We start from the raw sequence: 25,813 nt of genomic DNA on the forward strand, positions 1-25,813 counted from the left end.
GCCGCGGCCGGGGCAGGGGGCTCGCGGGCCGTTGCCCGCGCTGGTCAGACCGCCTCGGCGGCCTCCGGCAGCTCCACGGCGAGCTTGGCGGTGAGATCGACGACCTCGGCGAGATCGCCGTAGTCACGGGCGGCGGTGTCGACGGTCTTGCGGATACGGGTGCTGACCCGCTCGGAGCGCACCTTCTTGGCGACGCACAGGGCGCGCTCGGCGAAGACCGTGCTCTGCTCGGGCTCGCGGCGCAGCAGTTGGACGGTGGCCATGCCGATGAGATTGAGCGCGTACGACCGCTGGTGCTCGTCGTCCGCGGAGAACAGCTCGACGGCGCGCTCCATCAGGGGTTCTGCCAGCGAGGCGTAGGCCGGGCTGCGGCCGGCGACATAGGCCAGGTCGCGGAAGGAGTGGGAGTTCTCGCCGTACAGTTCGGCCTCGGAGAAGAAGCGGATCCAGTCGGGGTCCGGCTCGTCCCAGTCGTCGGCGTCGGAGAAGGTGTCCTCGGCCATCCGGACCGCCCGTTTGCACTTGCCGGGCTGGCCCATGTTGGCGTAGGCGCGGGCCTCCATCGCATACAGCATGGACTGGGTGCGCGGGCTCGCGCAGTCCCGGCTGCCGTACTGCGCGAGATGGATCAGCTCCAGCGCGTCCTCGGGGCGCCCGAGGTGGATCATCTGCCGGCTCATGCTGGACAGGACGTACGAGCCGAGGGGGCGGTCGCCGGCTTCCTTCGCGGCGTGCAGGGCGAGCACGAAGTACTTCTGGGCGGTGGGCTGGAGCCCCACGTCGTAGCTCATCCAGCCGGCCAGCTCGGCCAGTTCGGAGGCGACCCGGAACAGGCGCCTGGTGGTGGCGGCGGGCTGGGGCTCCTGGAGCAGATCGGTGACCTCGTGGAGCTGGCCGACGACGGCTTTGCGGCGCAGGCCGCCGCCGCACTGGGCGTCCCAGCGGCGGAACATGACCGTGGTGGACTCCAGCAGCTCCAGCTCGGGCTGGGAGAGCTTGTTGCGGCTGCGGTCGGCGGCGGTCGGCTCGGGGTCGGGCGCGGTGGCCTGGGCGGTGGGGACGAGCCAGCGTTGCATGGGCTCGATGAGGGCGGGTCCGGCGGACAGCGCGAGCGAGGTGCCGAGGAAGCCGCGCCGGGCGAGCATCAGGTCGCTGCGGGAGTACTCACCGAGCAGGGCGATGGTCTGCGGGGCCGTCCAGGGCAGGTCGACGCCCGCGACGGAGGGGGCCTGACGGGCGGTGCGCAGGCCGAGGTCCTCAATGGAGACGACACAGCCGAACCGCTCGGAGAACAGCTCCGACAGGATCCTGGGGATCGGCTCGCGCGGATTCTCGCCGTCCAGCCAGCGGCGCACCCGGGAGGTGTCGGTGGAGATGTGGTTGGCACCGAGCTGCCGGGCCCGGCGGTTGACCTGGCGCGCCAGCTCGCCCTTCGACCAACCGCTGCGTACGAACCATGAGTTCAGCAGCTCGTTGGGACGCTTCTCGGCGTTCGCCCCGCCTGCGCCGTTGCCGCCCACTGGGACGCCCCCATTTCCTCCGACCGCCTGCCGCCCGGTGCGTCAAGCCCTATCAGATTGCCCGTCAACTTGGCCGCCCGTCCGGCAGTTGTCACCCTTCGAACGAAAGAGCGGCTTGCCTCCGGCATACCCCGAAGTGCATGTGCCTGTGACCGCCGTGCACTCAAAGTAATCCTACGATCACCGGCCCGGCCATGGCGACCCCGGAAACGCCACCATTCGCCACCCCTTCGAATGAACTGAGCGTCACCCGCAGACGATTCACTTGACATCCGACAGGCGCGAACGGGGGGAGCGATGCACAAAAGGGCGCGCGACCTCGGACGCACCACCCATCGCGCTTCAATCCGCTGTCTGGATCGCGCGGCAGCGGGAAGCGGGAACCATGAGCGGTCACGTTCCGCGTTCGTCTCGTAACCCCTGGTATGTGGGGAGCGTTGGAGGAGGCATGGGCTTCACGATCGGCACCGGCCGGAGCATTCGCGACATCCGGTCCGGCGCGCGCCGCCGCGGCCGGGACTCGGACTGCACCGCCGTGGCCGAGTACACCGGACTGTGGGGCTGGGCCGTGGTGCCGGGCGCCCGGGCCGCCGGGGGCGTGTGCTCCTGCGGCCGTTGCGACTGCCGCTCGCCGGGGGCGCATCCCCTGGAGTTCGCGCCCGAGGTCCCGGCCGGGGCGACGCTGGACGAGGTGACCGAGGCGTGGGGCCGGTTCCCGGGCGCCGCGGTGCTGCTGCCGGTCGGCAGGGCGTTCGACGTCCTGGAGGTGGCGGAGCCGGTGGGCCGCCGCGCGGTGGTCCGTCTGGAGCGCATGGGCCTGCCCCTCGGCCCGGTCGCCGTCACCCCCGACGGCCGCGCCCACTTCTTCGTCGCCCCCGGCGCCGCCGCCGAACTGCCCGCCCTGCTCTACCGCATGGGCTGGGACGACCCCCGCCTCGACCTGCGCGCCCTGGGCCGCGGCAGCCACATCACGGCCCCGCCCTCCGACCACGCGGGCCGCGGCCCCGTCCACTGGCTCCGCCCCCCCGAACTCGACACCGCGACCAGGCCCCCGACGGCCCGCCTCCTGCTCGGGACGCTGGCGTACGTGGCTCATCGGTCTCGGGGTTGAGGGGGTTGGTGTGGGGCGGGGGGGTTGGGGTGGGGGTGGGTGTCCGGGGGTGGACGCCGGGGGTGGACGCCGGGGGTGGATGTACGGGGGCGGGTCCGCTCCCGGGGTAGGTCCGCCTCCCTAGGTGGGTCCGCCTACCCGGGTGAGTAGGTCAGGGGCCGCCCGTTCGGGGCTCCGGGGCGGGGGCGCTCGCCCTGGGTCGCCGCTACCGACGGCTCCCGCCGCAGCTCCCCCACGCCTGCCCGGGGTCAGCGTGCGCGTTGGCGCCTCGCGCGTACGGCGACTCACAGAACTCCAGGTCGACCGCGGGGCCGCGTGTGCGGGGCGTCCTCCCGCCGCCGATCCGGATACGCCGGCCAGCTCCCGCCGTAAGTCCACCCGTCCCGGCGCCTTCCGCCACAGGTCCCCCACCCACGACTGCCTCGCAGGTCCGCGTGCGCGGGGCGCCTCCCGCCGCGAGCCACCGCCCCCGCGCATCCCGCCGCGGGTCCGTGTGTGCGGGCGCCTGCCCGCCACGGGCCGCCCACCCCGGCTCCTCCCACCAGGGACCTGCCGCACCGGCGCCTCCCGCCACGTATCCCCCACCCCGGCACCAAAGCCCGGCACACGCCATCACTGCCTCGGCCCTCACCGAGCCCCGCCCCCCGTCACCACCGCCCAGGGCACCGAAAGCCCGCGTGCCCGGAACCACCGCCCGGGGCAGCCAAGGCCCCGCCACACAGCGCCCGGGTCTCCGCGAGGGCGCCCGCCTCACCGTCCCGGGACACGCACAGCCCGCGCGCCCGTCACCACCACCCAGGGCACCCAAAACCCCGGCACACCTGATCGCCGCCACCCGCCCCCAGCAGACCCCGCCGATCAGCACCCCGGACACCGAGAAGCGCCCGTCCCCACCCTTCCGGGGGAAACGGGCGCTTCCACAGCCACGTACGAGATCCGCACACCCGTAGCGGCGACGTCACTCCCCGATAAGGGCGTCAACGAACGCCTCCGGCTCGAAGGGGGCCAGGTCGTCCGCGCCCTCGCCCAGGCCGACCAGCTTGACCGGGACGCCGAGTTCGCGCTGGACGGCGACGACGATGCCGCCCTTGGCGGTGCCGTCGAGCTTGGTGAGGACGATGCCGGTGATGTCGACGACCTCGGCGAAGACGCGGGCCTGGACCAGGCCGTTCTGCCCGGTCGTGGCGTCGAGGACGAGGAGCACCTCGTCCAGCGGCGCCTGCTTCTCCACGACCCGCTTGACCTTGCTCAGCTCGTCCATGAGGCCGGTCTTGGTGTGCAGTCGCCCGGCGGTGTCGATGAGGACGACGTCGGCCCCCATCTCCTTGCCCTCCTTGACCGCGTCGAAGGCCACGGAGGCGGGGTCGCCGCCCTCCGGCCCGCGCACGGTGTGGGCGCCCACCCGCTCGCCCCAGGTCTGGAGCTGATCGGCGGCGGCGGCCCGGAAGGTGTCGGCGGCGCCGAGGACCACGCTCTGCCCGTCGGCGACCAGGACCCGGGCGAGCTTGCCGGTGGTCGTCGTCTTGCCGGTGCCGTTCACCCCGACCACCATCACGACGCCCGGCTTCCCGGTCTCCGGCTCGGTCTTCACCGCCCGGTCCAGGTCCGCGCCGACCAGCGTCAGCAGTTCCTCGCGCAGCAGGGCGCGCAGCTCGTCGGGCGTGCGGGTGCCGAGCACCTTGACCCGCTCGCGGAGCCGGTCGACCAGTTCCTGCGTGGGCTGCACACCGACGTCCGCGGTGAGCAGGATGTCCTCGATCTCCTCCCAGGTCTCGTCGTCCAGGTGCTCGCGCGAGAGCAGGGTGAGCAGGCCCTTGCCGAGCGCGTTCTGGGAGCGGGAGAGCCGGGCGCGCAGGCGCACGAGACGGCCCGCGGTGGGCTCCGGCACCTCGATCTCGACGGCCGGAAGCTCTTCGACGGGTGGCAGCTCCTCGGCGGGCGGCGCCGAGCCGGCCGGGAGGTCCACCTCCTCGATCGTGCGGCGGGCCTCGTCCCGCGGTGTCTCGGCCTCGTCGCCGACCTGCGGCTCGGCCGGAGGGGCGGTGATGTCGGGGGTCGTGGGCGGCGGCGGGGGCAGCGGCTTCTTGCGCCTGCTGCCGACGATGAGCCCGCCGAGCGCGCCGAGCACGACCACGGCGATGACTACAGCAAGGATGACGGTTTCCATAACCCGACCAGTATCGGCCATGGGTCCACGCCGGAAGCCCCTTGGAGACTCCCCCGGCGGGCATCGGTCGATTTCACCCCATAGTCGGACTAACGTACGATGACCCTCCATGAGCACCACCGCCCCACACGATGGCGCCACCACCACGGCCGAGGGCCCCCGCTCCGGGCGCGGACCCGGGCTCGAAACCCGCGGTATCGAGCCCGTCCCCGACAGCGAGCGCACCGCCCGGACCCGCGAGCTGTTCCCCACCTGGGTCGCCGCCAACATCAGCGTCCTGCTGCTGACCATGGGCGCGAGCCTGTCGGTGACGTACGGGCTGAATTTCTGGCAGGCGCTCGTCGTGGGCGTCGCCGCGCCCGTGGTGGCGTACGGGCTCGTGGGGCTGACCGGGATCGCGGGCAAGCGGGGCGGGGCGCCCGGGATGACGCTGTCGCGGGCGGTCTTCGGGCAGCGTGGGAATCTGCTGCCGGGCTCGCTGATCTGGGTGGCGCGCTGGGGCTGGGAGACGATCAACGCGGTGACCGGCGCGTACGCGCTGCTCACGGTGCTGGACATCCTGTTCGGCGTGCGCCGCAACACCGCGCTGGTCGTCGTCACGCTGCTGCTCTTCGTCGTCGGCACGTTCGCGATCTCGGGGCTGGGCATCAGGGCCGTGCAGCGGTGCAACAAGTGGGCGACGTATCTCTTCGGTGCCTTCTCCGTGCTGGTCCTGGGCCATCTCGTCGTGGAGACGGACTGGGGCGAGGTCTTCGGGCGGGGCGCGGGCTCCACGGCCGCGATGATCACCGGCGTGGGCCTGATCGCCGCGGGCGGCATCAGCTGGGTGCCGTCCTCGCCCGACTTCACCCGCTATCTGCCGCGTACGGCGTCCTCGGCGGCGATCGTGCGCAATTCCGTCGGCGGCGCCGGGGTCGTCGTCCTGCCCATGGTGCTGATGGGCGCGGTGATGGCGTCGGGCACGCCGGATCTGGCGTCGGCGGCGGATCCGGTGTCGTTCCTGGGCGAGATCCTGCCGCTGTGGCTGGCGGTGCCGTATCTGCTGATGGCGCTGGTCGGGATGCTGCTGATCAACTCCATGTCGATGTACTCGGCCGGTTTCACCGCGCAGACCCTGGGCTTCCGGGTCTCGCGCCCCTGGGCCGTCTCGGTCAACGCGGCGATCTCGCTGGCGCTCGGCGCCGTCCTGATGCTGGCCGCGACCAGCTTCCTGGGGTCCTTCATCGCCTTTCTGTCGCTGCTGGCGGTGGCGTTCTCGGCATGGGTCGGCGTGTTCGGCGTGGACATGCTCCGCCGCACGACGTACGACGCCGAGGCACTGCTCGACACCGGGCGCACCAGCGCCTACTGGTACCGGGGCGGCTTCAGCCCGGCCGCGGTCACCGCATGGGCGCTGGGGCTGGTCACGGGCCTGCTGTTCACCAGGTCCGACTGGTTCACCGGCCCACTCGCCACGGGCAACCCGATCGGCGAGTACGGCCTCGGCTGGGCGGCGACGATCGTCGTCGCGGGCCTGCTGTACGCGCTGCTGCCCAAGCCGGCGGTACGGATGCCGGGGCCGGCGTCGGCACCCGCAGCGGGCGAGACGTCCGCGCAGCCGCTGGCCGTCTGACACCCGTCTCCTTCGCCGGACCAGCCCGTCTCCTTCGGCGGACAGCCCGACAGCCGCACGGCCGGAGTCCCGCACCGCGGGGCAGCCCGACCGTCCGGCAGCCGCCCGCCCCGGGCGAAGGGGGACGGCCATGCCCGTCACGGCCGTGCGCGTCAACCTCCTCGCGCCCGGCCCCGCGACCGCCGCGCTCGGCGTCCGCTACCGGGCGGCCCTGGAGATGGCCGCTTACCCCGACGAGCAGGGCGTCTCGCTGGTGCAGACCGAGGAGCACCACGGCGCCGAGAACAACCGGCTGCCGCCCCCCTTCGCGTTCGCGGGCGCGGTGCCCGGCGAGGCCCGGCGGCTCTCCGTGACCGTCTCCGCCGCCATCGGCCCCGAAGGCCGCCGCCCGCCGGACCGCCCGGCTCGGCCTGCCGTTCTTCCCGAGCGCGCTACGACGGCCACTTCCTGTACGCGGCCCGCACGTACGCCTCCTGGCAGTCGGCCGGGACGCAGCCTGGACAGCCTCGTACCGCATCCGCTCAGCCCATCTCCTCCAGCGGCTTGCCCTTGGTCTCCTTCACGAAGATCAGGACGAAGGGGATGGAGAGGGTGGCGAAGCAGGCGTAGATCACATAGGTCGCGGAGAGGTTCCAGTCGGCCAGGGACGGGAAGCTCGCGGTGATGGCCCAGTTGGCGATCCACTGGGCGGAGGCGGCCACGCCGAGCGCGGCGGCGCGGAGCTTGTTCGGGAACATCTCGCCGAGGAAGACCCAGACGACCACGCCCCAGGACAGGGCGAAGAAGAGCACGAAGACATGGGCGGCGATCAGGGCGACCGTGCCCTGGGTGGACGGGAGCTTGCCGTCGACCAGGTGGTAGGAGAAGGCCCAGGCTTCCAGGGCGAGGGCGATCGCCATGCCGGTGGAACCGATGAGCGCGAGCGGTCTGCGGCCGATGCGGTCCACGAAGATCATGGCGATCACGGTGCCGATGATGTTCACGATCGAGGTGGTGAAGGAGTAGAAGAACGACTCCGTCGGGTCGATGCCGACCGACTGCCACAGGGTCGCGGAGTAGTAGAAGGCGACGTTGATGCCGACGAACTGCTGGAAGACCGACAGGCCGATGCCGATCCACACGATCCGCTGGAAGAGGAAGGAGCCGCCGAGCAGGTCCTTGAAGGTGGACTTGTGCTCGCGGTGCATGGCCTGCTCGATCTCGTCGACCCGGGCGTCGAGACCGGCGTGTTCGCCCTCGACCTCGGCGAGGATCTTCCGGGCCCGCTCCCGCTTGCCGACCGACAGCAGATAGCGCGGCGACTCCGGGATGGCGAGGGAGAGCAGGCCGTACAGGACGGCCGGGACGACCATGACCCCGAGCATCACCTGCCAGACCTCCAGGCCGATCAGCTTGCCGCGCTGATTGCCCCCGGCCGCGTGCAGCAGCGCCCAGTTGACCAGCTGGGAGACGGCGATGCCGATGACGATCGCGGCCTGCTGGAAAGAGCCGAGGCGGCCCCGGTACGCGGGCGGCGAGACCTCGGCGATGTAGGCGGGGCCGATCACGGAGGCCATGCCGATGGCGAAGCCGCCGACGATCCGCCAGAAGGCGAGGTCGTACAGGGCGAACGGCAGCGCGGAGCCGACGGCGCTGATGGTGAACAGCACGGAGGCGATCTGCATGCAGCGGATCCGGCCGATCCGGTCGGCGATCCGCCCGGCCGTCGCGGCGCCGATGGCACAGCCGATCAGGGCGATGGCGATGACCTGCGCCAGTGCCGCGGAGCCGATGTCGTAGCGGTCCCGGATGGCCTCGACGGCGCCGTTGATCACGGAGCTGTCGTAGCCGAAGAGAAAACCGCCCATCGCCGCGGCGGCGGCGATGAAGATGACATGCCCGAGATGCTCGGGGCGAACCGGCCCGGCTCCCGACTGCGGCGCCTGTGCTGTGTCGGTCACATTCGACTCCCTGGGTCCCTGGGCCACCCGCTGGTGCTTCCAGTGGCGCACAGGTCCAGGCGGCTCACCACCTGGAGGCAGCGCGCGGGCACGGTGAGTGACGAGAACCCAAGGGAGGCGCGTCGGTCGATGTCAGCGCAGGCGCTGGCTGATCACCTTCGACACGCCGTCGCCCTGCATGGAGACGCCGTACAGCGCGTCGGCGACCTCCATCGTCCGCTTCTGGTGGGTGATGACGATCAGCTGGGACGCCTCTTGCAGCTCCTGCATGATCCGGATCAGCCGCTGGAGGTTGGTGTCGTCCAGCGCGGCCTCGACCTCGTCCATGACATAGAACGGGCTCGGCCGCGCCTTGAAGATCGACACCAGCAGCGCCACGGCGGTCAGCGACCGCTCGCCGCCCGAGAGCAGCGACAGCCGCTTGACCTTCTTGCCGGGCGGCCGGGCCTCGACATCGACGCCGGTGGTGAGCATGTTGTCGGGATCGGTCAGGATCAGCCGTCCCTCGCCGCCCGGGAAGAGCCTGCCGAACACGCCCTCGAACTCGCGTGCGGTATCCCGGTACGCCTCGGTGAAGACCTGCTCGACACGCTCGTCGACCTCCTTGATCACCTGGAGCAGATCGGCCCGCGTCTTCTTCAGGTCTTCGAGCTGCTCACTGAGGAACTTATGGCGTTCCTCCAACGCGGCGAACTCCTCCAGCGCCAGCGGGTTCACCTTGCCGAGCTGCTGGTACGCGCGCTCGGCGGCCCGGAGCCGCTTCTCCTGGTCGGCGCGCGCGAACGGCTTCTGCTGGTTACGGGGGTGCGCCGGGTCCTCGGGCAGCACCTCGCCGTCGGCCGCCGGGGAGGGCGGCACCAGCTGGTGCGGGCCGTACTCCTCGACCAGCCCGGCGGGCTCGATGCCCAGTTCCTCCAGCGCCCTGGTCTCCAGTTGCTCGATCCGCAGCCGCTTCTCGGCGCCGAGCACCTCACCGCGGTGCACCGAGTCGGTCAGCTTGTCCAGCTCGCCCTTGAGTTCCCGTCCGGCGCCCCGCGCGGCGGTCAGCTCCTGCTCCCGGCGGGCCTTGGCAGCCTCGGCGGCGGTACGTTCCTGCTCCGCGCGGGCCAGGGAGACCTCGACGTGCGCCAGCAGCTGGCGGGCGCCGGAGGCGACGGCCCCGGCGACGGCCGCCTCGTGGCGCAGCCGGGCCCGCCGCTGCTCGGCACGCGCGCGTGCGTCGCGCTCCGCTCGGGCGGCCCGGTCGAGAGCGTCGGCCCGCCCGGCCAGCCCCTTGACCCGTTCCTCGTGCGTACGGACCTGGAGGCGGGCCTCCATCTCGGTCTGGCGGGCGTTGGCGCCGTCGGCGGCCAGCCGGTCGCGGGCGGCGGTGTCGGGCTCCTCGTCGACCGGCATCTCCTCGGCGACGGTGAGTCGTTCGGCGAGTTCCTCGACCTCCTGGAGCGCCTTGTCGAGGGCGTCCTGGGCGCGGGCGGCGGCGGCCGTGCCGCGTTCGGCCTCCCCGGCGGCGCCCCGGGCCTGGCCCGCGAGGCGGCCGAGCTGCTGGGCGACGGAGGATTTCTCCCGCTCGGCGGCCCGGCGCCGCTCGCCGAGTTCCTCGACGTCGGCCGCGCACGTCTTGCGCCGGTCCTGCGCCGCCGTCTGGGCCTCGGTCAGCTCCGCGCAGCGCACGGCGAGGTCCGCCAGCTCCTTCGCGGCCTCGTCGACCGACGCCTGCACCTCCAGCAGGCTGGGGGCCCCGGCGGAGCCGCCGTGCGCGAAGTGGGCGCCGAGGGTGTCGCCTTCGGCGGTGACCGCGGTGAGGTCGGGGCGGCGGCGGATCAGGTCCTCGGCGTCTTCGAGGGTGTCGACCACGGTGATGCCTTGCAGGAGGCGGCGGACGGCGGGCATGAGGTCGTGGGGGCCTCGGACCAGGTCTGCGGCGAAGGTGGGGGCGGGGGTGGGTTGTCGGGCGTCTGCGGGTGGGTGGGGGCTGGTCGCGCAGTTCCCCGCGCCCCTTTGATGCTCGGGCGTGTCCTGAGGGGGGCCGTGGGTTGGGCTTCCGTACGTGTTGGCGGGGTGTCCGGCAGCTGCGGGTGCGTTGAGGTTGTTCGCGCAGTTTGCCGCGCCCCTGGCGGTCTGCTCGGGCGTGTTGTGCGCGGAGCCGCAGGCGGGGCAGCCGTGCGCGGACACGGGGAGCGTGGAGGCGGGCTGACTGGCGTCCGCGGGTGCGTTGTGGCTGGTCGCGCAGTTCCCCGCGCCCCTTTGGTGCTCGGGCGTGTCCTGAGGGGGGCCGTTGGTTGGGCTTGCGTGCGTGAGTGCGTTGGGGTTGATTGCGCTGGTCCCCGTGCTCCTGGCCGTGGGCGGCGGGTAGGCGGGCGGGGGTTCTGGGGTGCCTGTCAGGAGCAAGGCCGCTCTTCCGCCGTCCTGTTTGCGTAGGAGGCGGATGGCGTTGGCCGCTGCGGTCGGGGTCGTCACGGCGATGGCGTCTGCGGCTGCGCCGAATGCCGCGGCCAGCGCGATCTCGTGGCCGGGGGCGATGGTCAGGAGCTGGGCCGCCGGGCCCAGGATTCCGGTGAGGCGGCCCTGGGCCTGGAGCAGTATGCCGGTGCCGTCCTTGCGTCGTAGGCCCAGGGCCAGCGCCTCGTGGCGGGCCTGCGTCGCCGCGCGGCGGCGTTCGGCGGCGGTGAGCGCCTCGCGGGCGGCGGTGAGGGCGGCGTCGGCGTCGGTGAGCCGCGCCTTGGCGGCGTCGTGCCGGTCGGTGAGTTCGGCGTCGCCCGCGTCCAGGCCGTCGACCTCGGCCTTCAGCGTCTCGTACTCCTCCTGCGCGGCGAGGGCCCGCTCCAGCGCCTCGTCGCGGGCGGCGGCGAGCCGGTCGATCTCGGCCTGGGCGGACGCCGCGCGGGAGCGGGCCGCGTTGACCTGGCCGCCGAGCCGGGCGAGGCCCTCGCGCCGGTCGGCGATGGCACGGGCCGCGTCCTTCAGACGGCGTTCCTCCTGCGCCAGTTCGCGCTCCAGGTCGGCGCGGTGCTCCACCGTGTCGTCGAGGGCGCGCTGGGCAGCCTCCAGGGCCGCCTCCAGCTCGGCCTCCTGCTCCCGGACGCGGTGCGCCTCGCGCTCCATGTCCTCGGGGTCCCGGCCGCGCCGCTCCTCGGGCGGGACGGAGGTCGCGGACGTCACGCGGGCGTCGGCCAGCGAGATCGTGCCGCGCACCCGCTCGGCGAGCTGGGAGAGTTCGTACCACGTCTGCTGGGCGCGCTGAAGGCGCGGGGTGAGGCGGCGGACCTCGTCCTCCAGGACGGCCTCGCGCTGGAGGGCCTTCCTCAGCTCCCGCTCGGCGGCCTCCTTACGCTCCTTGAGCGCGGCCTCGTCGGCGACCTCGGCGTTGAGTGCCTCGCGCAGGGTGACCAGGTCGTCGGCGAGCAGCCGCAGCCGGGCGTCGCGCAGATCGGCCTGGATGACGGCGGCCCGGCGGGCGACGGCGGCCTGCCGGCCGAGCGGCTTGAGCTGGCGGCGCAGTTCGTCGGTGAGGTCCTGCACGCGCGCGAGGTTGGCCTGCATCGCGTCGAGCTTGCGCAGCGCCTTCTCTTTGCGTTTGCGGTGCTTGAGAACACCGGCCGCCTCCTCGATGAAGGCACGTCGGCCCATCGGATCGGCGTGCAGCACGGAATCGAGCTGGCCCTGGCCGACGATGACATGCATCTCGCGGCCGATACCGGAGTCGGAGAGCAGCTCCTGGATGTCGAGCAGCCGACAGGTGTCACCGTTGATCTGGTACTCGCTGCCCCCGTTGCGGAACATGATCCGCGTGATGGTGACCTCGGCGTACTCGATGGGGAGCGCCCCGTCCGAGTTGTCGATGGTCAGCGACACCTCGGCGCGGCCGAGCGGCGGGCGGCCGGTGGTGCCGGCGAAGATGACGTCCTCCATCTTGCCGCCGCGCAGCGACTTGGCGCCCTGCTCCCCCATGACCCAGCTGAGCGCGTCCACCACATTGGACTTGCCCGAGCCGTTGGGTCCGACGACACAGGTGATGCCCGGCTCGAACCGGAGTGTGGTCGCCGACGCGAACGACTTGAACCCACGGAGGGTGAGGGCCTTGAGGTGCACGCCGCTGGACTCTACCTTCCGGTGTTGTCTCACTCCACGAACCCGCGGTTTCGCCGCTGAACGCGCAGGGCACACCAGACGTTAAAGAGCCTGAAAGGATGCGCGGGGGAAAGAAAGAAGGGACGCCGAAGCGTCCCTTGCGACTTCTGACAGATGAGCGGTTGAAGCGGGTTTCACGGGCTGCCCAACCACTGCGTGTCGTGATGCGATGCAGTGATCAGGTGAGCGCAGGCTCCGCCTGGTGTGCGTCGATGCTCTCCATGATCTCGTGGTGAGAAGCGGCAGCCGAAAGCGCGTCGTTCTCCGCCTGGATTCGTACCAGCTCGGATTCCAGGTCCTGGACACGCTGCTGGAGCCGTCGCATCTCGGCGAGGAGTCGAGGGTCGGAGCCGCCGACGTAACCGAGAAGCGCCTTTGCCATGGGAATGGTCCTCCACACTGAGTGACCGACCGAAGAGGTGTGGGTCGTGAGGGAATCGCACCCGCGGTGTCTGGCACATCGAGTGGTGACTCTGCTGTTCTGCCATGCCAAACAGCTAAGGTGCGCGGGGCTTTCAGCGTCTCACCAAAAAGTTTGACGGTCAACACGATCACGCCCCGTATTGGCGGGCGGCCCGGCGCCGCGCGGCCCACGAGGGCGGCGCCGCGGCTCCTGCGGGCCCACAGGGCGTGGCGATCATTTTTCCGTGCGGAGCCTGCCGGGGCAAGGGCTTCTCGGCAATCACCAGGAGCTTTCCCCCGCGCGGCGAGCGCCGGAGCCCTTCCCCGCCCCGCTCGCAGGGGTCCGTGCGACCCCTGGATCAGCGGATCGCGAAGCCGTCGTAGCCCCCGCGAGGTGTGTCCCAGATCTCGGTCACACCGTCCACGCGGCCGGGCGTGTCGCCCGCGCGCAGCCAGTCGAGGAGCCCTTCGCAGCCCGGCCGCGCCCCCTCGGCGACCACCTGCACCCGACCGTCCGCCAAATTGAGAGCAAAACCACTCAGGCCCCCGATCTCCAGCGCCTTGGCCCGCGTGAACCAGCGGAAACCCACACCTTGTACCTGCCCACGCACCCAGGCCACCAGCCGCACATCCTCGCTCATCCCTGCAACCTAACCGGGCGATGTCACTCAGGACACTTCCGCGTTCAGCACCATGCGGTACCGTCCCGACGCAGTGAATCTCATATGAAACTCACTCGATCGAGTGAGTTTTCATTCGCCACGAAGGACGAACTGGACCGCACGCACGAGGAAGGCCAGGACATGGGACGCCACCGACGCGCCGCCGCCGGACGCGCCGCCAGGGACCGCGCCACGGGGGTCGTACCGCAGGGTTCCGGCACCGGGAACCACGACCCACGGGACTCGTACGGAGGCGGTCGCGCGGCCAGAGGCATCGCGCCCTACCTGAACCCGGAGGCGTACGCCGAGACCACGGCCCGCAGCGAGGCCTACCTGTTCGCGACCGACGACGACCACCGGGGCACCGGCAGCACCGGCGGCACTGCCGCGTCCGGCCCTTACGCGGGCTCCGACGGGTCCACCCCGCTCACCGGCGCCGGTGGGTCCACCGCCCTCGCGGGCGCCGGCGCACCGGGCACCGGCCCGCACCGCCGGGCCAGGAAGAAGGGCTCGCGCCCGGTCCGCACCGGGCTGCTCGGGGTCTCCGCCGCGGTCGCCCTCGGCACGGTCGCGGTCGCCACCGGGGTGCTGCCCGGCACCGGGAACTACCGGATCGGCGGCGGCAGCGGCGACAGCATCGAGGCCGCCGACAGCCCCACCGGCACGCCCAGTGCCCAGGGCGGCACCTCGGGCAGCGCCGAGAGCGACGCCCCCGGCGCCACCAGCGACGCCACCCAGCGGTCCACCTCCCCCACACCCTCCCCGACCGGCACCCCGGCCGCTCCCGGCGCGCCCGAGAAGAAGACGCCCGAGCAGCCGTCGCCCCAGGCGACGAACCCGGCCACCACCCCGTCGAAAACCTCTTCGAAAACCCCCTCGGAGGCGGCCCCACCGCCCCCGGCCGCGAAACCCGCCGCCCCGGCGCCGAGCCGTCCGGCCGCGAACGCCCCGGTCGCCCCGCCACCCGCGGCCCCGGATCAGCCCTCCGTCCCGGCCACCGTGTCCGAGGAGACCGCTGCCGCCGCCGAGGTGCTGCGGCTGGTCAATGTCGAGCGGGCCAAGGTCGGGTGCAGCCCGGTCGCCGCGAACAGCGCGCTGTCGGGGCTGGCCCAGGATTTCAGCGAGGACATGGCCGCCCGCGGCTTCTTCGACCACACCGACCCCGACGGCGCCTCGCCCTGGGACCGGGCCGCGGAGGCCGGGATATCCGACCTCGGCGGCGAGAACATAGCCCGCGGCCAGGCCGACGCCGCCGCCGTCATGGACGCCTGGATGAACAGCGACGGCCACCGCGCCAACATCCTGAACTGCGACTTCACCACGCTCGGCGTGGGCGTCCAGTTCGGCTCGGGCGGCCCGTGGTGGACACAGGACTTCGGGTACTAGAGGTACGTCGCCTCGGGTACCGGAGGTAGGCCGTCCACTAACTCCCAGTTAGCGCACTCTGCCGATCAGCGCTTACCTCCCGTACGCTCCCTGCCATGGACACCCCACAGGAACGCGCCGACGAGCGGGACCTCCCGTACAACGTGTTCGCCAAGGTCTGTCCCTCGCGTCGCACGCTGGAGCATGTCACCGGCCGCTGGGGCGGGCTCACCCTGGGCGCGCTGTACGAAGGCTCGCTGCGCTTCAACGAGCTGCGCCGCCGGGTCGACGGCGTGAGCGAGAAGATGCTGTCCCAGACCCTGCACGCCCTGGAGCGCGACGGCCTGGTGCGCCGCGACGCGCGGCCCACCAATCCGCCCCGGGTGGATTACGAGCTGACCCCGCTCGGCCGCCGCGTCACCGAGCGGCTGCTGACCCTGATCGCGTGCGTGCAGGACAGCATGGACGACGTCCTCGCCGCCCGGCGCCGGTACGACGAGCAGCGGCAGACCTGATCACGAGGGGACCCGCGGTGGCCGTTGGCACGTCGGGCAGAAGTAGCTCGACCGGTTCATCCACGCGCGCCGCCGCATCGGTGTACCGCAGCGCCTGCACGGCAGTCCCTCGCGGCCGTACGCGTCGAGCGAGCGGTCGAAGTAGCCCGACTCGCCGTTGACGTTGACGTAGAGGCTGTCGAAGCTGGTGCCGCCGACCGCGAGGGCCTCGCTCATCACGTCCCGGACATGGCCGAGGAGTTCGGTGGTACGCGGGCGGGTGAAAGTGGCCGTCGGGCGTTCGTAGTGCAGCCGGGAGCGCCACAGCGCCTCGTCGGCGTAGATGTTGCCGACGCCGCTGATCAGGGACTGGTCGAGCAGGGCGCGCTTGATGGTGGTCCGCTTGCGGCGCAGCGCCTGGTGGAACGCCTCGTCGTCGAAGAGCGGGTCGAGGGGATCGCGGGCGATGTGCGCGATGACGTCGGGCAGCCCGTCGGCATCGGTGTCGTGCAGCGAGAGCCCGCCGAAGGTGCGCTGGTCGACGAAGCGCAGCTCGGTGTCGAGGGCGTCGGCGAAGCGGACCCGGATCCTGAGGTGCTTCTCGTCGGCCGCGGCATGCGGCTGGACCAGCAGCTGGCCGCTCATCCCGAGATGCGCCAGCACCGCCTGCCGGGTGTCCTCCAGCGGCAGCCACAGATACTTGCCGCGCCTGCTCGCCACCCCGATGCGGTGCCCCTTGAGCCGGTGCCCGAAGTCCTCGCCGCCGGCGAGATGGCGGCGCACGGCACGCGGGTGCAGCACCTCGGCGTCGGCGACGGTGCGATGGGCGACCCACCGCTCCAGACCACGTCGTACGACTTCGACCTCGGGCAGTTCGGGCATCGGATCCCCCGTCGTGGGCCGGCCGGGGCGCCAGGTGCGGTCCCGGGTCGCAACGGCCCGAGCGCCCACCCCGGACGGAGGGGAGGGCGCTCGGGTCGTGCTGGTGTGCGTCAGGCGGAGGCGGACGCTTCGCCGTCGGACGACACCTGGTCGCCCTCGGACGGCTGGCTTCCCCCGGGGTGAGCCTGGCCGCCGTCGGAACCCCGGCTGCCGTCGTGAACCGGGCCACCGTCGGACGCCTGGTCCCCGTGGGAGCCTTGGTCCCCGTCGGACGCCTGGTCCCCGTCGGAAACCTGCTCGGCGTCGGACGCCTGGTCGCCGTCGGCGTCCCGGTCGCCCTCCGGGCGGGTCGCCTCGGCTTCCACGGCCTTGGCTTCCGCCGCCTCGGCTCGTTCGTCCGCGGCGGCGCGGATGGAGCGCCAGGCGGACTCGGCGGCCTGCTGCTCCGCCTCCTTCTTGCTGCGGCCGGTGCCGGTGCCGTACGAGACGCCTCCGACGCGGGCGGCAGCGGTGAAGGTCTTCTCGTGGTCGGGTCCGGTCTCCGTGACCAGGTACTCGGGCACGCCGAGCCCCTCGGTCGCGGTCAGCTCCTGGAGGGATGTCTTCCAGTCCAGGCCGGCTCCGAGGTTGGAGGACTTCTCGATCAGCGGGTCGAACAGGCGGTGCACCAGCTCGGACGCCACATCGAGGCCCCGGTCGAGATAGACCGCGCCGATCACCGCTTCCAGGGTGTCGGCGAGAATGGACGCCTTGTCCCGGCCGCCCGTGCCCTCTTCACCACGGCCGAGCCGGATGAAGGCGCCCAGGTCGAGACCGCGGCCGACCCCGGCCAGCGCACGCGAATTGACCACCGCGGCCCGCAGCTTGGCCAGCTGTCCCTCGGGCAGATCGGGGTGGGTGCGATACAGCGTGTCCGTCACGACGAGGCCGAGCACGGAGTCCCCGAGGAACTCCAGGCGCTCGTTCGTGGGCAGACCGCCGTTCTCGTACGCGTACGAGCGATGGGTCAGCGCACGCACCAGAAGGGCGGACTCGACGTGGTAGCCGAGCCGCCCTTCCAGAAGTGCGTGGGACGAGGACTGGTGGTCCGCCGATTTCCGGGCCTTTGGGTCCGGGTTGGCGTCATCCGCCTTCTTTGGCGTGGACACAGTGCCTCTCACCAGCCGCTCAGACCTCTAGGACCTGGCGCTTGTTGTAGGTGCCGCACGACGGGCACGCGATGTGCTGCTGCTTGGGCTCGTGGCAGCGCTCGCACGCAACCAGGGTGGGGACCGCAGCCTTCCACTGCGACCGGCGGTGGCGCGTGTTGCTGCGCGACATCTTCCGCTTCGGAACAGCCACGGCTACTTCTCCTGCTTCTCGTCGACGCCCGCATCGGCGCCGCTCAACGTGTCCTGATCGCCGTCTTCGAGTGAATCGGCGATTCCCTGCAATGCCGCCCAACGGATGTCGACGGCGTCGTGATGGTGGTCCGGGTCGTCCGCGAGCCGCGCCCCGCACTGGGAGCACAGGCCCGGACAGTCTTCCCGGCACACCGGCTGCATCGGCAGTGCGAGCACCACCGCATCACGCAGCACGGGTTCGAGGTCGAACAGGCCGTCCTCGATGAAGAACCTGTCCTCGTCGTCCTCGGCGTCGTCGCCCGGTTCCGCGATCACACGGCCCCGGTCGTCGGCGTCAGGGTACGAGAACATCTCCTGGAACTCCGCTTCGAGCGGCAGCTCCAGCGGCTCCAGACACCTTACGCACTCCCCCTCGGCACGGGCACGGGCGGTGCCTGTGACAAGCACCCCTTCCATGACCGACTCCAGGCGGAGCGTCAGCTCCACCGGGATGCCTTCCGGCACCGCGACGACGCCCTGGAGACCGAGGTCCTTGGGGGCGTCGACCGTGCGGGTCAGGCGCTGGAGCGCACCGGGCCGCCGGCCCAGCTCGTGCGTGTCGAACACGAGGGGGTTGCGGTGGTCGAGGCGGGCGTTCAGAGCCATTCCTGCTTTCGATCTGCGAGCCGAGGAGGAAACGCCGCCCGCCGGTGTTCCTGGGCAGCGCTGATCGCGGACATGCACACGACCGAAGAGCCAGGATACTGGACCTTTCGCTGAGGGCCCAATCCGGTACGTCGCACCCCGGGCCGCGGGCACCTCGCACCTCCCGCCGCCCGTACGTCCGGTGCGGCGGCGTGCGCCTACAGGCCGCGGCCCTGCTCGTACGCGCGCAGCTGCTCGGCACTGATCATGCTGGTGTCGAAGAGGCTGGTCTCGTCGAGCGCGTACCCCTGCTGCTGCGGCTGCTGCGCCTGCTGCGGCTGCTGCTGGAGTTGCTGGTGCGGCTGCTGCTGCGGCTGCTGGTGGGCCTGGTGCGGGTCGTAGCCCGGCTGGGTCTGCTGCGGGTCGTAGCCCTGGTACGCCGCCGCCGCGTACGGGTCGGCCTGCTGGTAGCCGTACGGGTCCTGCTGGGGGTCGTAGCCCTGCTGCTGGTAGCCCGCGTAGGGGTCGGGCTGCTGCTGGTAGGCGGCGTAGGCGGGCTCGGCGGCGGGGGGCTGCGCGGGCTGGGGCGGGGCGAGCGGGGCGGCCGGGGCTGCGGGGACAACCGGGGCGACCGGCGCGGCGGCGCGGGGGGCCGGGGTGTCGGTGATCGCCGCGAGGCCGGCGAGGTAGTCGGCGTCGCTGGAGTGCTGGACGGTGCTGAGGTCGTCGGAGAGAGCGCCGAGGTCGTCGGAGGCGAGCCGCCCGTGCAGCTTCTGGCGGCCGCGGCCGACCGCCTCCAGCGTCTTGGCGAGGACCGCCTCGAACGCGCCGAGCTTGACGTCGACGTACTGGTCGGCGCTGCGGCGCAGGGTCTCGGGGTCATGGCTGCGCTCGGGGGCGTCGGCGTCCTCGTAGCCCTGCTCGTCCAGGCCCGGACCGGTGCCGAGGAGCTTCTCGCGGCCCCGGCCGACCGAGCCGAGGGTCTTGTTGAGGACGACCTCGAAGTTGGCGAGCTTGGAGTCGACGTATTCGTCCGCCTCCGCGCGGATCTCCTCGGCTTCGGTGCGGGCCTCGGCGAGGATGCGGTCGGCCTCGCTCTGGGAGCGGCGGGCGACCTCGGTGCCGGAGATCAGCGAGCCCCGCTCGGCGTGCGCGCCCTGGATGATCCGGTCGGCCTCCTGACGGGCCTGCTCGACCAGCTGCTCCCGCCCGCCGATCAGCTCCTGCGCCTGGGCCAGGGATCCGGGCAGCGCCCCGCGGACCTCGTCCAGCAGCGAGAGCAGCTCCGCGCGGTTGATCACGCACGAGGCCGACATGGGCATCGACCGGGCGCCGGAGACCGCGGCGACGATCTCGTCGAGCTTCTTCTGCACGTCCACCGTGTGCTCGCCATTCTCTACAGCTGTGTTGGAGACCGACGGGACGACTGTACGGCCCTGGGACCGCGGGGGGACACCGGTTCCAGGAGCAGGCGCCTGACCGGCCGGGGGCCGGGTCACGCCGGGCGGGTGGCTCAGTCCCGCTTCAGCCGGGCGGCGAGGGCTTCGAGGACCAGCGGCGGGACCAGGTGGGAGACATCGCCGCCCCAGGTCGCGACCTCCTTGACCAGGGAGGACGACAGGAAGGAGTAGGTGGGGTTGGTGGGCACGAAGAGGGTCTCGACGCCCGATAGGCCGTTGTTCATCTGGGCCATCTGGAGTTCGTAGTCGAAGTCGCTGACCGCGCGCAGGCCCTTCACGATGGCCGGGATGTCACGCTGCTTGCAGAAGTCGACGAGCAGGCCGTGGAACGCCTCCACGCGTACGTTGCCGTACTCGGCGGTGACCTCGCGGATCATGTCGATCCGCTCCTGGATCTCGAACAGGCCCTTCTTGGACTTGTTGATCATCACCGCGACATAGACCTCGTCGTACAGACGGGACGCCCGGGCGATGATGTCGAGATGTCCATTGGTGATCGGGTCGAATGACCCGGGACAGACGGCGCGGCGCACTTGTGATCCCTCGCTCTCAGGTCCGGTCATCGTGCGTCTGGACTGGTGGAGGCGGCGCGTCCGTACCAAAAGGTCCCTTCGCCGTAGCGACGGGACCGGAGGGCTGCGAAGCCGTCCGGCCACCGGAAATCCCCGCCTCTGGTGCTGCGCTCCACGGTGACGAGGGCTTCCCCCGCGAGCCAGCCCCCGGCGCGGAGTGTGAGCAGAATCTCCCGAAGATCGTCGTCCGTCACGGCATACGGCGGATCAAGAAACACCAGGTCGTACGAGGTGTCGGGCGCCGACCGGATGATCTGCTCGGCCTTGCCCGCGCGGACCTCGGCGCCGGGCAGGCCGAGGCTCTTCACGTTCTCCCGGACGATTCTGGCCGCGCGGGCGTCGGCCTCCACCAGGAGGGTGTGGCCCGCCCCGCGGGACAGCGCCTCCAGGCCGACGGCTCCGGAACCGGCGTACAGGTCGAGCACCCGCTCGCCGTCCAGCGGGCCGCCCAGCAGGGACTGCCAGGTGGAGAAGAGGGCCTCGCGCGCGCGGTCGGAGGTGGGGCGCGTGCCGGTGCCCGGGGGGACGGTCAGGCGGCGTCCGCCGGCCGTGCCGGCGATCACGCGGGTCATGTGGGGTCCTTCTGGGTGGGCGGCTTCCGGCTGGGTCAGCGGCTTCCGGTTCAGTGTCGCAGGCGGGGGTTCGGGGTGCCTGGGCGCGGTCGGCCGGTTGGGGGCGCGGCCCGTCGGCCGGTCGAGGGCGCGGCCCGTTGGCCGGTCGGGTCGTGGGCGGCCGGGCGCTCCGGATCGTGGGCGGCCGGGCGCGTGGTTCCCCCGCGCCCCTGAGAGCCCGGAATTCGAGTGAAAGCCCGGAATTCAAAAAGGAGTGGGCTGCCGCTCAGCCCTTTTCGAGGTACTGCTCTCTTTCCTCGTCCAGGAGGGCGTCCAGGGCCGTGTGCAGGCCCGGGAGGCCGGTGAGGTCGGGGTCGGCGGCCACCAGTCTCGTCGCCTCCTCCCTCGCCTCCGCGATGATCTCCTCGTCCTCGATGACCGCGAGGACGCGCAGGCTGGAGCGGGCGCCGGACTGGGCCTGGCCGAGGACATCGCCCTCGCGGCGCTGTTCGAGGTCGATGCGGGACAGTTCGAAGCCGTCGAGGGTGGCCGCGACGGCGTTGAGGCGCTGTCGGGCGGGGGTCGCCTCGGGCATCTCGGTGACCAGGAGGCACAGGCCGGGGGCGGAGCCGCGCCCGACCCGGCCGCGCAGCTGGTGGAGCTGGGAGACGCCGAAGCGGTCGGCGTCCATGATCACCATGGCGGTGGCGTTGGGGACGTTGACCCCGACCTCGATGACGGTCGTGGCGACCAGGACGTCCGTGTCCCCGGCGGCGAAGCGGCGCATGACGGCGTCCTTGTCGTCGGGCTGCATCCGGCCGTGCAGCACCTCGACCTTGAGGCCGGACAAAGGGCCCTTGGCGAGCTGGCCGGCGATGTCGAGGACGGCGAGCGGGGGGCGCTTCTCGGCGTCGTCCTCGGGGGACTTCGCAGCTGCGGCAGATTTCTTCGGGTCGCTCGGGTCGCTCGGGTTGGCTTTCGCCGCCCTGGCGGGCTTCTTGGGGTCGTCCTCCTCGTCGCCGATGCGGGGGCAGACGACGTACGCCTGATGGCCGTTGGACACCTCCTCGCGCACGCGCTCCCAGGCGCGCGCGAGGAAGTGGGGCTTGTCGGCGGCGGGGACGACATGGCTGGCGATGGGGGAGCGGCCGGCCGGGAGCTGGTCGAGGACGGAGGTCTCCAGGTCGCCGAAGACGGTCATGGCGACGGTCCGCGGGATCGGTGTGGCCGTCATGACCAGCAGATGGGGCGGCTGCTTGCCCTTGCCGCGCAGGGCGTCGCGCTGCTCGACACCGAAGCGGTGCTGTTCGTCCACCACGACCAGCCCCAGGTCGTGGAACTGCACCTTGTCCTCGATCAGCGCGTGGGTGCCGATCACGATGCCGGCCTCTCCGGTGGCCAGGTCGAGCAGGGCGTGGCGGCGGGCCGCCGCGCCCATGGACCCGGTGAGCAGCACGACCTTGGTGGAGTGCTCGGCGCCGCCGAGCATCCCGCCCTCGGCCAGCTCGCCCATCATCTCGACCATCGAGCGGTGGTGCTGCTGGGCCAGCACCTCGGTGGGCGCGAGCATGGCGGCCTGTCCGCCGGAGTCGACGACGGCGAGCATCGCGCGCAGGGCGACCATCGTCTTTCCGGAGCCGACCTCGCCCTGGAGCAGACGGTGCATCGGGTGGTCCGTGGCCAGGTCGGTGAAGATCTCGGCGGTGACCTTCCGCTGGCCCTCGGTGAGGGTGAAGGGGAGCCGGTCGTCGAAGGCGGTGAGCAGTCCGTCGGGGCGGGGCGCGCGCGGGACGGCCGGGAGCAGGGCGTCGGTGTGGCGGCGGCGGGCGAGGGCGACCTGGAGGACGAACGCCTCGTCCCACTTGAGCCGGTCGCGGGCGTCCGCGATGTCGGCCTTGGTGTGCGGGCGGTGGATCTTGAGCAGGGCCTCGGGCAGGGAGACCAGACCGCGGCCCTCGCGCAGGGAGCCGGGGAGCGGGTCGACGGCCTCCTGGGCGCGCGGCAGGACGGTCCGGACGGCCTTGCCGATCTTCCAGGACTCCAGCTTGGCGGTGGCGGGGTAGAGCGGGATGAGGGCGCCCGCCCAGGACTCGACCGACTCCTCGGCCTCCCCCTCCTCGCCGCGGAGGAGTTCGTAGGCCGGATGGGCGAGTTGGAGTTTGCGGTTGAAGAGGGAGACCTTTCCGGCGAACATCGCGCGGGTGCCGGGCAGGAGGTCCTTGTGCGGTTTGTGCACGCCATTGCCGAAGAACACCAGTTGGAGCCGGCCGCTGCCGTCGGTGATGGTGACCTCCAGGCGCTGGCCCTTGCCGCGTGGCGCGCGCGCCGAGGCGAAGGTGTGCAGCCGGGCGTCGGCGACCTGGGCGACCACCGTGACATGCTCGTCCATCGGCAGGTCGGCGAGGTGGGTGAGCTGGCCACGCTCCTCGTATCTGCGCGGATAGTGGTGGAGGAGGTCGCCGACCGTGTGCAGGCCGAGATGCTCGGCCATCACCTTCGCGGTGGCGGGGCCGAGCACCTTTTTCAGTGGTTCTTCCAGCGCGGGCACGAGATCCATTGCACACCACACCACTGACAATGCCGTATACGTCTGAGGAAACCCCTGGTCAGACGGCTGGTTCGGGCCCTAGGATGACCGGCCCCAGGCCATCCCCGCCCGGCTGCCCGTCGTATACCCGCCCGTACCGCCCGTCCGTTCCGCCCGTCCGCGGTCACCTCACACGGGGCCGCCCGACCCCGCGCCGCCGCGAAACCCCCCACCGGCGCAGCGACGATGGATTCCCAGACCTCACAGTCATCTGAGGCTCCCCAGCCTCCCCACTCACCCCATACGTTCCAGGTCGACCTGCGTGGTCTGGTGGACCTGCTCTCCCATCACCTCTACTCCAGCCCCAGGGTCTACCTGCGCGAACTGCTCCAGAACGCGGTCGACGCGATCACCGCCCGGCGGGCCGAGCAGCCCGACGCGCCCGCCCGGGTGCGGCTGTACGCCGAGGGCGGCGCCCTGCGGGTGGAGGACTCCGGCGTCGGGCTCACCGAGTCGGACGTGCACACCCTGCTGGCCACCATCGGGCGCAGCTCCAAGCGGGCCGAGGGGCTCCAGGAGGCCCGCTCGGACTTCCTCGGGCAGTTCGGCATCGGGCTGCTCGCGTGTTTCGTGGTCGCCGAGAAGATCCGCGTGGTCAGCCGCAGCGCCCGCGAGCCGGATTCCCGTCCGGTGGAGTGGACGGCGGCGGACGACGGCTCGTACACCGTGCGGACCCTGCCGGACGAGGCCCGGCCCGAACCCGGCACCACCGTGCACCTGGTGGCACGCGCGGGCGCGGGCGAGTGGCTGGCCGAGGAGCGGGTCCTGGAGCTGGCCCGGGACTTCGGCTCGCTGCTGCCCTACGACGTGAGGGTCGGCGCCGAGGAGGTCACCGATCTGCCGGCGCCCTGGGACCGCCCGTATCCCTCGCCCGCGACCCGGCGGGTGGCGCTGGCCCGGCACTGCCACGAGCTGTTCGGGTTCACGCCGCTGGACTCGATCGACCTGAGCGTGCCGCTGGCCGGGATCCGCGGGGTGGCGTATGTGCTGCCGTCCGCGGTCAGCCCGGCGCAGCGGGCCCGGCACCGGGTGCACCTCAAGGGCATGCTGCTGACCGAGCGCGCCGAACAGCTGCTGCCCGACTGGGCGTTCTTCGTGCGCTGTGTCCTGGACACGGACAGTCTGCGGCCGACCGCCTCGCGCGAGGCGCTGTACGAGGACGAGACGCTGGCCGCCGTGCGCGAGGCGCTGGGCGAACGGATCCGCTCCTGGCTGACGGCGCTCGCGGCCGGCGACCCGCAGCGGCTCGCGGCGTTCCTGTCGGTGCACCATCTGGGCGTGAAGTCGCTCGCGCGGCACGACAAGGACATGCTGCGCACGATGCTGCCGTGGCTGCCGTTCGAGACGACGGACGGGCAGCTGTCCCTGGAGGAGTTCGCGCAGCGCCATCCCGTGGTGCACTTCACGCGCACGGTCGAGGAGTTCCGGCAGGTCGCACCGATCGCCTCGGCGCAGGGCATCGGGGTCGTCAACGGCGGTTACACGTACGACAGCGAGCTGGTGGAGGCGCTGCCGTCGGTGCGGCCCGGTTCGTCGGTGGCGGAGCTGGACGCCGACACGGTGACCGCCCATCTGGACGCCGTGGACCCGGCCGAGGAACTCGCCCTGTCGGGTTTCCTGGGCGCCGCGCGGGCCGCCCTCGACCCGCTGGGCTGCGATGTCGTGCTCCGCGCGTTCCATCCGCTGTCGGTGCCCGCGCTGCACCTGGACGACCGGCAGGCCCGGCACGAGCAGGCTCGCGCGGAGGCCGAGGCGCAGGCCGACGACCTGTGGGCGGGCATTCTCGGCTCGCTGCGCGGCAGCGCCCCGCGCGCGAGGCTGGTGCTCAACCATCTCAATCCGCTGATCCGGCGGATCAGTTCGCTGCCCGACCGCGAGCTGATCGGCACGGCCACCGAGTCGCTGTACGGGCAGGCGCTGCTGATGGCGCAGCGGCCTCTGCGCCCGGCGGACTCCGCACTGCTGAACCGCGCCTTCATCGGCCTGCTGGAGTGGGCCACGCACGGCGAGAGCGCCGGCGCCACGGGCACCACGGGCGCCACCGGTTCCGAGGGCTTGGGCGCAGGCGCGGGCTCTGATGGCCTGAGCGCGGGCGCGGGCTCGGATGGCCACGGTTCAGGCCCGGGTAGCCCGGGCTCTGGCTCTGGTGGCCGTGGCTCGGGCTTCGACGGCTCCGGCTCCGGCTCCGGTGACCATGGCTCGGGCTCCAGCGTCCGTGGCTCGGACTTCAATGGCCCCGGCTCAGGCCCCGGGGACCGTGGCTCGGGCCCAAGCGGTCGGGGCTCAAGCCCTGGGGACCGGGACTCAGGTCCCAGCGGCCGTAGCCCAGGCTCCGACGGCCCCGGCCCCGGCGTCGAGGGCCGTGGCTCAAGCTCCGGGGACCATGGCTCAGG

At 72.1% G+C, this 25,813-nt stretch carries 17 protein-coding genes and 3 pseudogenes; 6 read left to right on the forward strand and 14 right to left on the reverse strand.

What is annotated here, in order from left to right:
* Positions 1 to 44: 44 nt before the first annotated feature.
* On the reverse strand, positions 45 to 1,520 hold the full coding sequence (locus ACFRFC_RS16005; protein WP_382685186.1) for a hypothetical protein: 1,476 nt from the start codon (positions 1,518 to 1,520) through the stop codon (positions 45 to 47).
* A 448-nt stretch (positions 1,521 to 1,968) separates the two neighbouring features.
* Here ACFRFC_RS16005 and ACFRFC_RS16010 point away from each other — a divergent pair, with 448 nt between their 5' ends.
* Positions 1,969 to 2,631, forward strand: a complete 663-nt coding sequence (locus ACFRFC_RS16010) for a bifunctional DNA primase/polymerase (RefSeq protein WP_382685188.1) — start codon at positions 1,969 to 1,971, stop codon at positions 2,629 to 2,631.
* 958 nt (positions 2,632 to 3,589) lie between these two features.
* Here the strand turns inward: ACFRFC_RS16010 and ftsY are convergent.
* Entirely contained in the window at positions 3,590 to 4,798 is a 1,209-nt protein-coding gene (gene ftsY, locus ACFRFC_RS16015; RefSeq protein WP_382685190.1) for a signal recognition particle-docking protein FtsY, read from the reverse strand.
* A gap of 109 nt (positions 4,799 to 4,907) precedes the next feature.
* Here ftsY and ACFRFC_RS16020 point away from each other — a divergent pair, with 109 nt between their 5' ends.
* Both ACFRFC_RS16020 and ACFRFC_RS16025 read left to right on the forward strand, forming a co-directional pair.
* Positions 4,908 to 6,410 (forward strand): cytosine permease, encoded by a 1,503-nt coding sequence (locus ACFRFC_RS16020; RefSeq protein WP_382685193.1) that lies wholly within the window; start codon positions 4,908 to 4,910, stop codon positions 6,408 to 6,410.
* A 130-nt stretch (positions 6,411 to 6,540) separates the two neighbouring features.
* Positions 6,541 to 6,786: pseudogene (locus ACFRFC_RS16025) on the forward strand (LLM class flavin-dependent oxidoreductase); the annotation flags it as partial.
* A 145-nt stretch (positions 6,787 to 6,931) separates the two neighbouring features.
* Here ACFRFC_RS16025 and ACFRFC_RS16030 read toward each other — a convergent pair.
* The 4 genes from ACFRFC_RS16030 to ACFRFC_RS16045 all read right to left on the reverse strand — a co-directional run bounded on the left by ACFRFC_RS16030 (position 6,932) and on the right by ACFRFC_RS16045 (position 13,521).
* Complete coding sequence (locus ACFRFC_RS16030) at positions 6,932 to 8,350, reverse strand: sugar porter family MFS transporter (protein WP_382685196.1); 1,419 nt, start codon at positions 8,348 to 8,350, stop codon at positions 6,932 to 6,934.
* Positions 8,351 to 8,482: 132 nt separating this feature from the next.
* Positions 8,483 to 12,439, reverse strand: a complete 3,957-nt coding sequence (locus tag ACFRFC_RS16035) for an AAA family ATPase (RefSeq protein WP_382685198.1) — start codon at positions 12,437 to 12,439, stop codon at positions 8,483 to 8,485.
* A gap of 217 nt (positions 12,440 to 12,656) precedes the next feature.
* The gene (locus ACFRFC_RS16040) at positions 12,657 to 12,860 is read right to left on the reverse strand and encodes a hypothetical protein (protein ID WP_355742418.1); all 204 of its coding nucleotides are present in this window, start codon (positions 12,858 to 12,860) and stop codon (positions 12,657 to 12,659) included.
* Between the two features lie 379 nt (positions 12,861 to 13,239).
* Positions 13,240 to 13,521, reverse strand: a complete 282-nt coding sequence (locus tag ACFRFC_RS16045) for an acylphosphatase (protein WP_382685201.1) — start codon at positions 13,519 to 13,521, stop codon at positions 13,240 to 13,242.
* 162 nt (positions 13,522 to 13,683) lie between these two features.
* On the opposite strand from ACFRFC_RS16045, the gene ACFRFC_RS16050 reads away from it, so the two are divergent.
* Positions 13,684 to 14,928 (forward strand): CAP domain-containing protein, encoded by a 1,245-nt coding sequence (locus ACFRFC_RS16050; protein WP_382685203.1) that lies wholly within the window; start codon positions 13,684 to 13,686, stop codon positions 14,926 to 14,928.
* Positions 14,929 to 15,023: 95 nt separating this feature from the next.
* A complete protein-coding gene (locus ACFRFC_RS16055) occupies positions 15,024 to 15,422 on the forward strand; it encodes a winged helix-turn-helix transcriptional regulator (RefSeq protein ID WP_382685205.1) in 399 nt (132 codons plus the stop codon).
* On the opposite strand, the gene mutM is transcribed toward ACFRFC_RS16055, so the two are convergent.
* The 8 genes and pseudogenes from mutM to recG form a co-directional block, all read right to left on the reverse strand.
* Positions 15,423 to 16,283: a bifunctional DNA-formamidopyrimidine glycosylase/DNA-(apurinic or apyrimidinic site) lyase gene (mutM, locus tag ACFRFC_RS16060; RefSeq protein ID WP_382685208.1), complete on the reverse strand. Its 861-nt coding sequence runs from the start codon at positions 16,281 to 16,283 to the stop codon at positions 15,423 to 15,425.
* A 353-nt stretch (positions 16,284 to 16,636) separates the two neighbouring features.
* Positions 16,637 to 17,443, reverse strand: a pseudogene (gene rnc / locus ACFRFC_RS16065) (ribonuclease III); the annotation flags it as partial.
* Positions 17,444 to 17,450: 7 nt separating this feature from the next.
* Complete coding sequence (rpmF, locus tag ACFRFC_RS16070; RefSeq protein ID WP_003951102.1) at positions 17,451 to 17,624, reverse strand: 50S ribosomal protein L32; 174 nt, start codon at positions 17,622 to 17,624, stop codon at positions 17,451 to 17,453.
* A gap of 2 nt (positions 17,625 to 17,626) precedes the next feature.
* Positions 17,627 to 18,271 carry a YceD family protein gene (locus ACFRFC_RS16075; protein WP_382685210.1) on the reverse strand — a complete coding sequence of 215 codons (645 nt, stop codon included), beginning with the start codon at positions 18,269 to 18,271 and terminating at the stop codon, positions 17,627 to 17,629.
* Positions 18,272 to 18,468: 197 nt separating this feature from the next.
* Positions 18,469 to 19,629: a cell division initiation protein gene (locus ACFRFC_RS16080; RefSeq protein ID WP_382685212.1), complete on the reverse strand. Its 1,161-nt coding sequence runs from the start codon at positions 19,627 to 19,629 to the stop codon at positions 18,469 to 18,471.
* Positions 19,630 to 19,763: 134 nt separating this feature from the next.
* Entirely contained in the window at positions 19,764 to 20,243 is a 480-nt protein-coding gene (coaD, locus tag ACFRFC_RS16085; protein WP_382685768.1) for a pantetheine-phosphate adenylyltransferase, read from the reverse strand.
* Positions 20,244 to 20,269: 26 nt separating this feature from the next.
* Entirely contained in the window at positions 20,270 to 20,854 is a 585-nt protein-coding gene (rsmD, locus tag ACFRFC_RS16090) for a 16S rRNA (guanine(966)-N(2))-methyltransferase RsmD (protein WP_382685215.1), read from the reverse strand.
* A gap of 265 nt (positions 20,855 to 21,119) precedes the next feature.
* Positions 21,120 to 23,390 carry an ATP-dependent DNA helicase RecG gene (gene recG, locus ACFRFC_RS16095; protein ID WP_382685218.1) on the reverse strand — a complete coding sequence of 757 codons (2,271 nt, stop codon included), beginning with the start codon at positions 23,388 to 23,390 and terminating at the stop codon, positions 21,120 to 21,122.
* 216 nt (positions 23,391 to 23,606) lie between these two features.
* On the opposite strand from recG, the pseudogene ACFRFC_RS16100 reads away from it, so the two are divergent.
* A pseudogene (locus ACFRFC_RS16100) lies at positions 23,607 to 25,445 on the forward strand (HSP90 family protein); the annotation flags it as partial.
* Between the last annotated feature and the right edge of the window lie 368 nt (positions 25,446 to 25,813).

Source organism: Streptomyces sp. NPDC056734 (genome assembly GCF_042790455.1).
Taxonomy (GTDB): Bacteria; Actinomycetota; Actinomycetes; order Streptomycetales; family Streptomycetaceae; genus Streptomyces.

Bases quoted from the DNA above. Each gene is read 5' to 3' on its own strand.
- ACFRFC_RS16045 (WP_382685201.1), bottom strand. From the start codon at position 13,521: ATGAGCGAGGATGTGCGGCTGGTGGCCTGGGTGCGTGGGCAGGTACAA.
- ACFRFC_RS16020 (WP_382685193.1), top strand. From the start codon at position 4,908: ATGAGCACCACCGCCCCACACGATGGCGCCACCACCACGGCCGAGGGC.
- mutM (WP_382685208.1), bottom strand. From the start codon at position 16,283: ATGCCCGAACTGCCCGAGGTCGAAGTCGTACGACGTGGTCTGGAGCGG.
- ACFRFC_RS16075 (WP_382685210.1), bottom strand. From the start codon at position 18,271: ATGGCTCTGAACGCCCGCCTCGACCACCGCAACCCCCTCGTGTTCGAC.
- ACFRFC_RS16040 (WP_355742418.1), bottom strand. From the start codon at position 12,860: ATGGCAAAGGCGCTTCTCGGTTACGTCGGCGGCTCCGACCCTCGACTC.
- ftsY (WP_382685190.1), bottom strand. From the start codon at position 4,798: ATGGAAACCGTCATCCTTGCTGTAGTCATCGCCGTGGTCGTGCTCGGC.
- ACFRFC_RS16050 (WP_382685203.1), top strand. From the start codon at position 13,684: ATGGGACGCCACCGACGCGCCGCCGCCGGACGCGCCGCCAGGGACCGC.
- recG (WP_382685218.1), bottom strand. From the start codon at position 23,390: ATGGATCTCGTGCCCGCGCTGGAAGAACCACTGAAAAAGGTGCTCGGC.
- ACFRFC_RS16055 (WP_382685205.1), top strand. From the start codon at position 15,024: ATGGACACCCCACAGGAACGCGCCGACGAGCGGGACCTCCCGTACAAC.
- ACFRFC_RS16010 (WP_382685188.1), top strand. From the start codon at position 1,969: ATGGGCTTCACGATCGGCACCGGCCGGAGCATTCGCGACATCCGGTCC.
- rsmD (WP_382685215.1), bottom strand. From the start codon at position 20,854: ATGACCCGCGTGATCGCCGGCACGGCCGGCGGACGCCGCCTGACCGTC.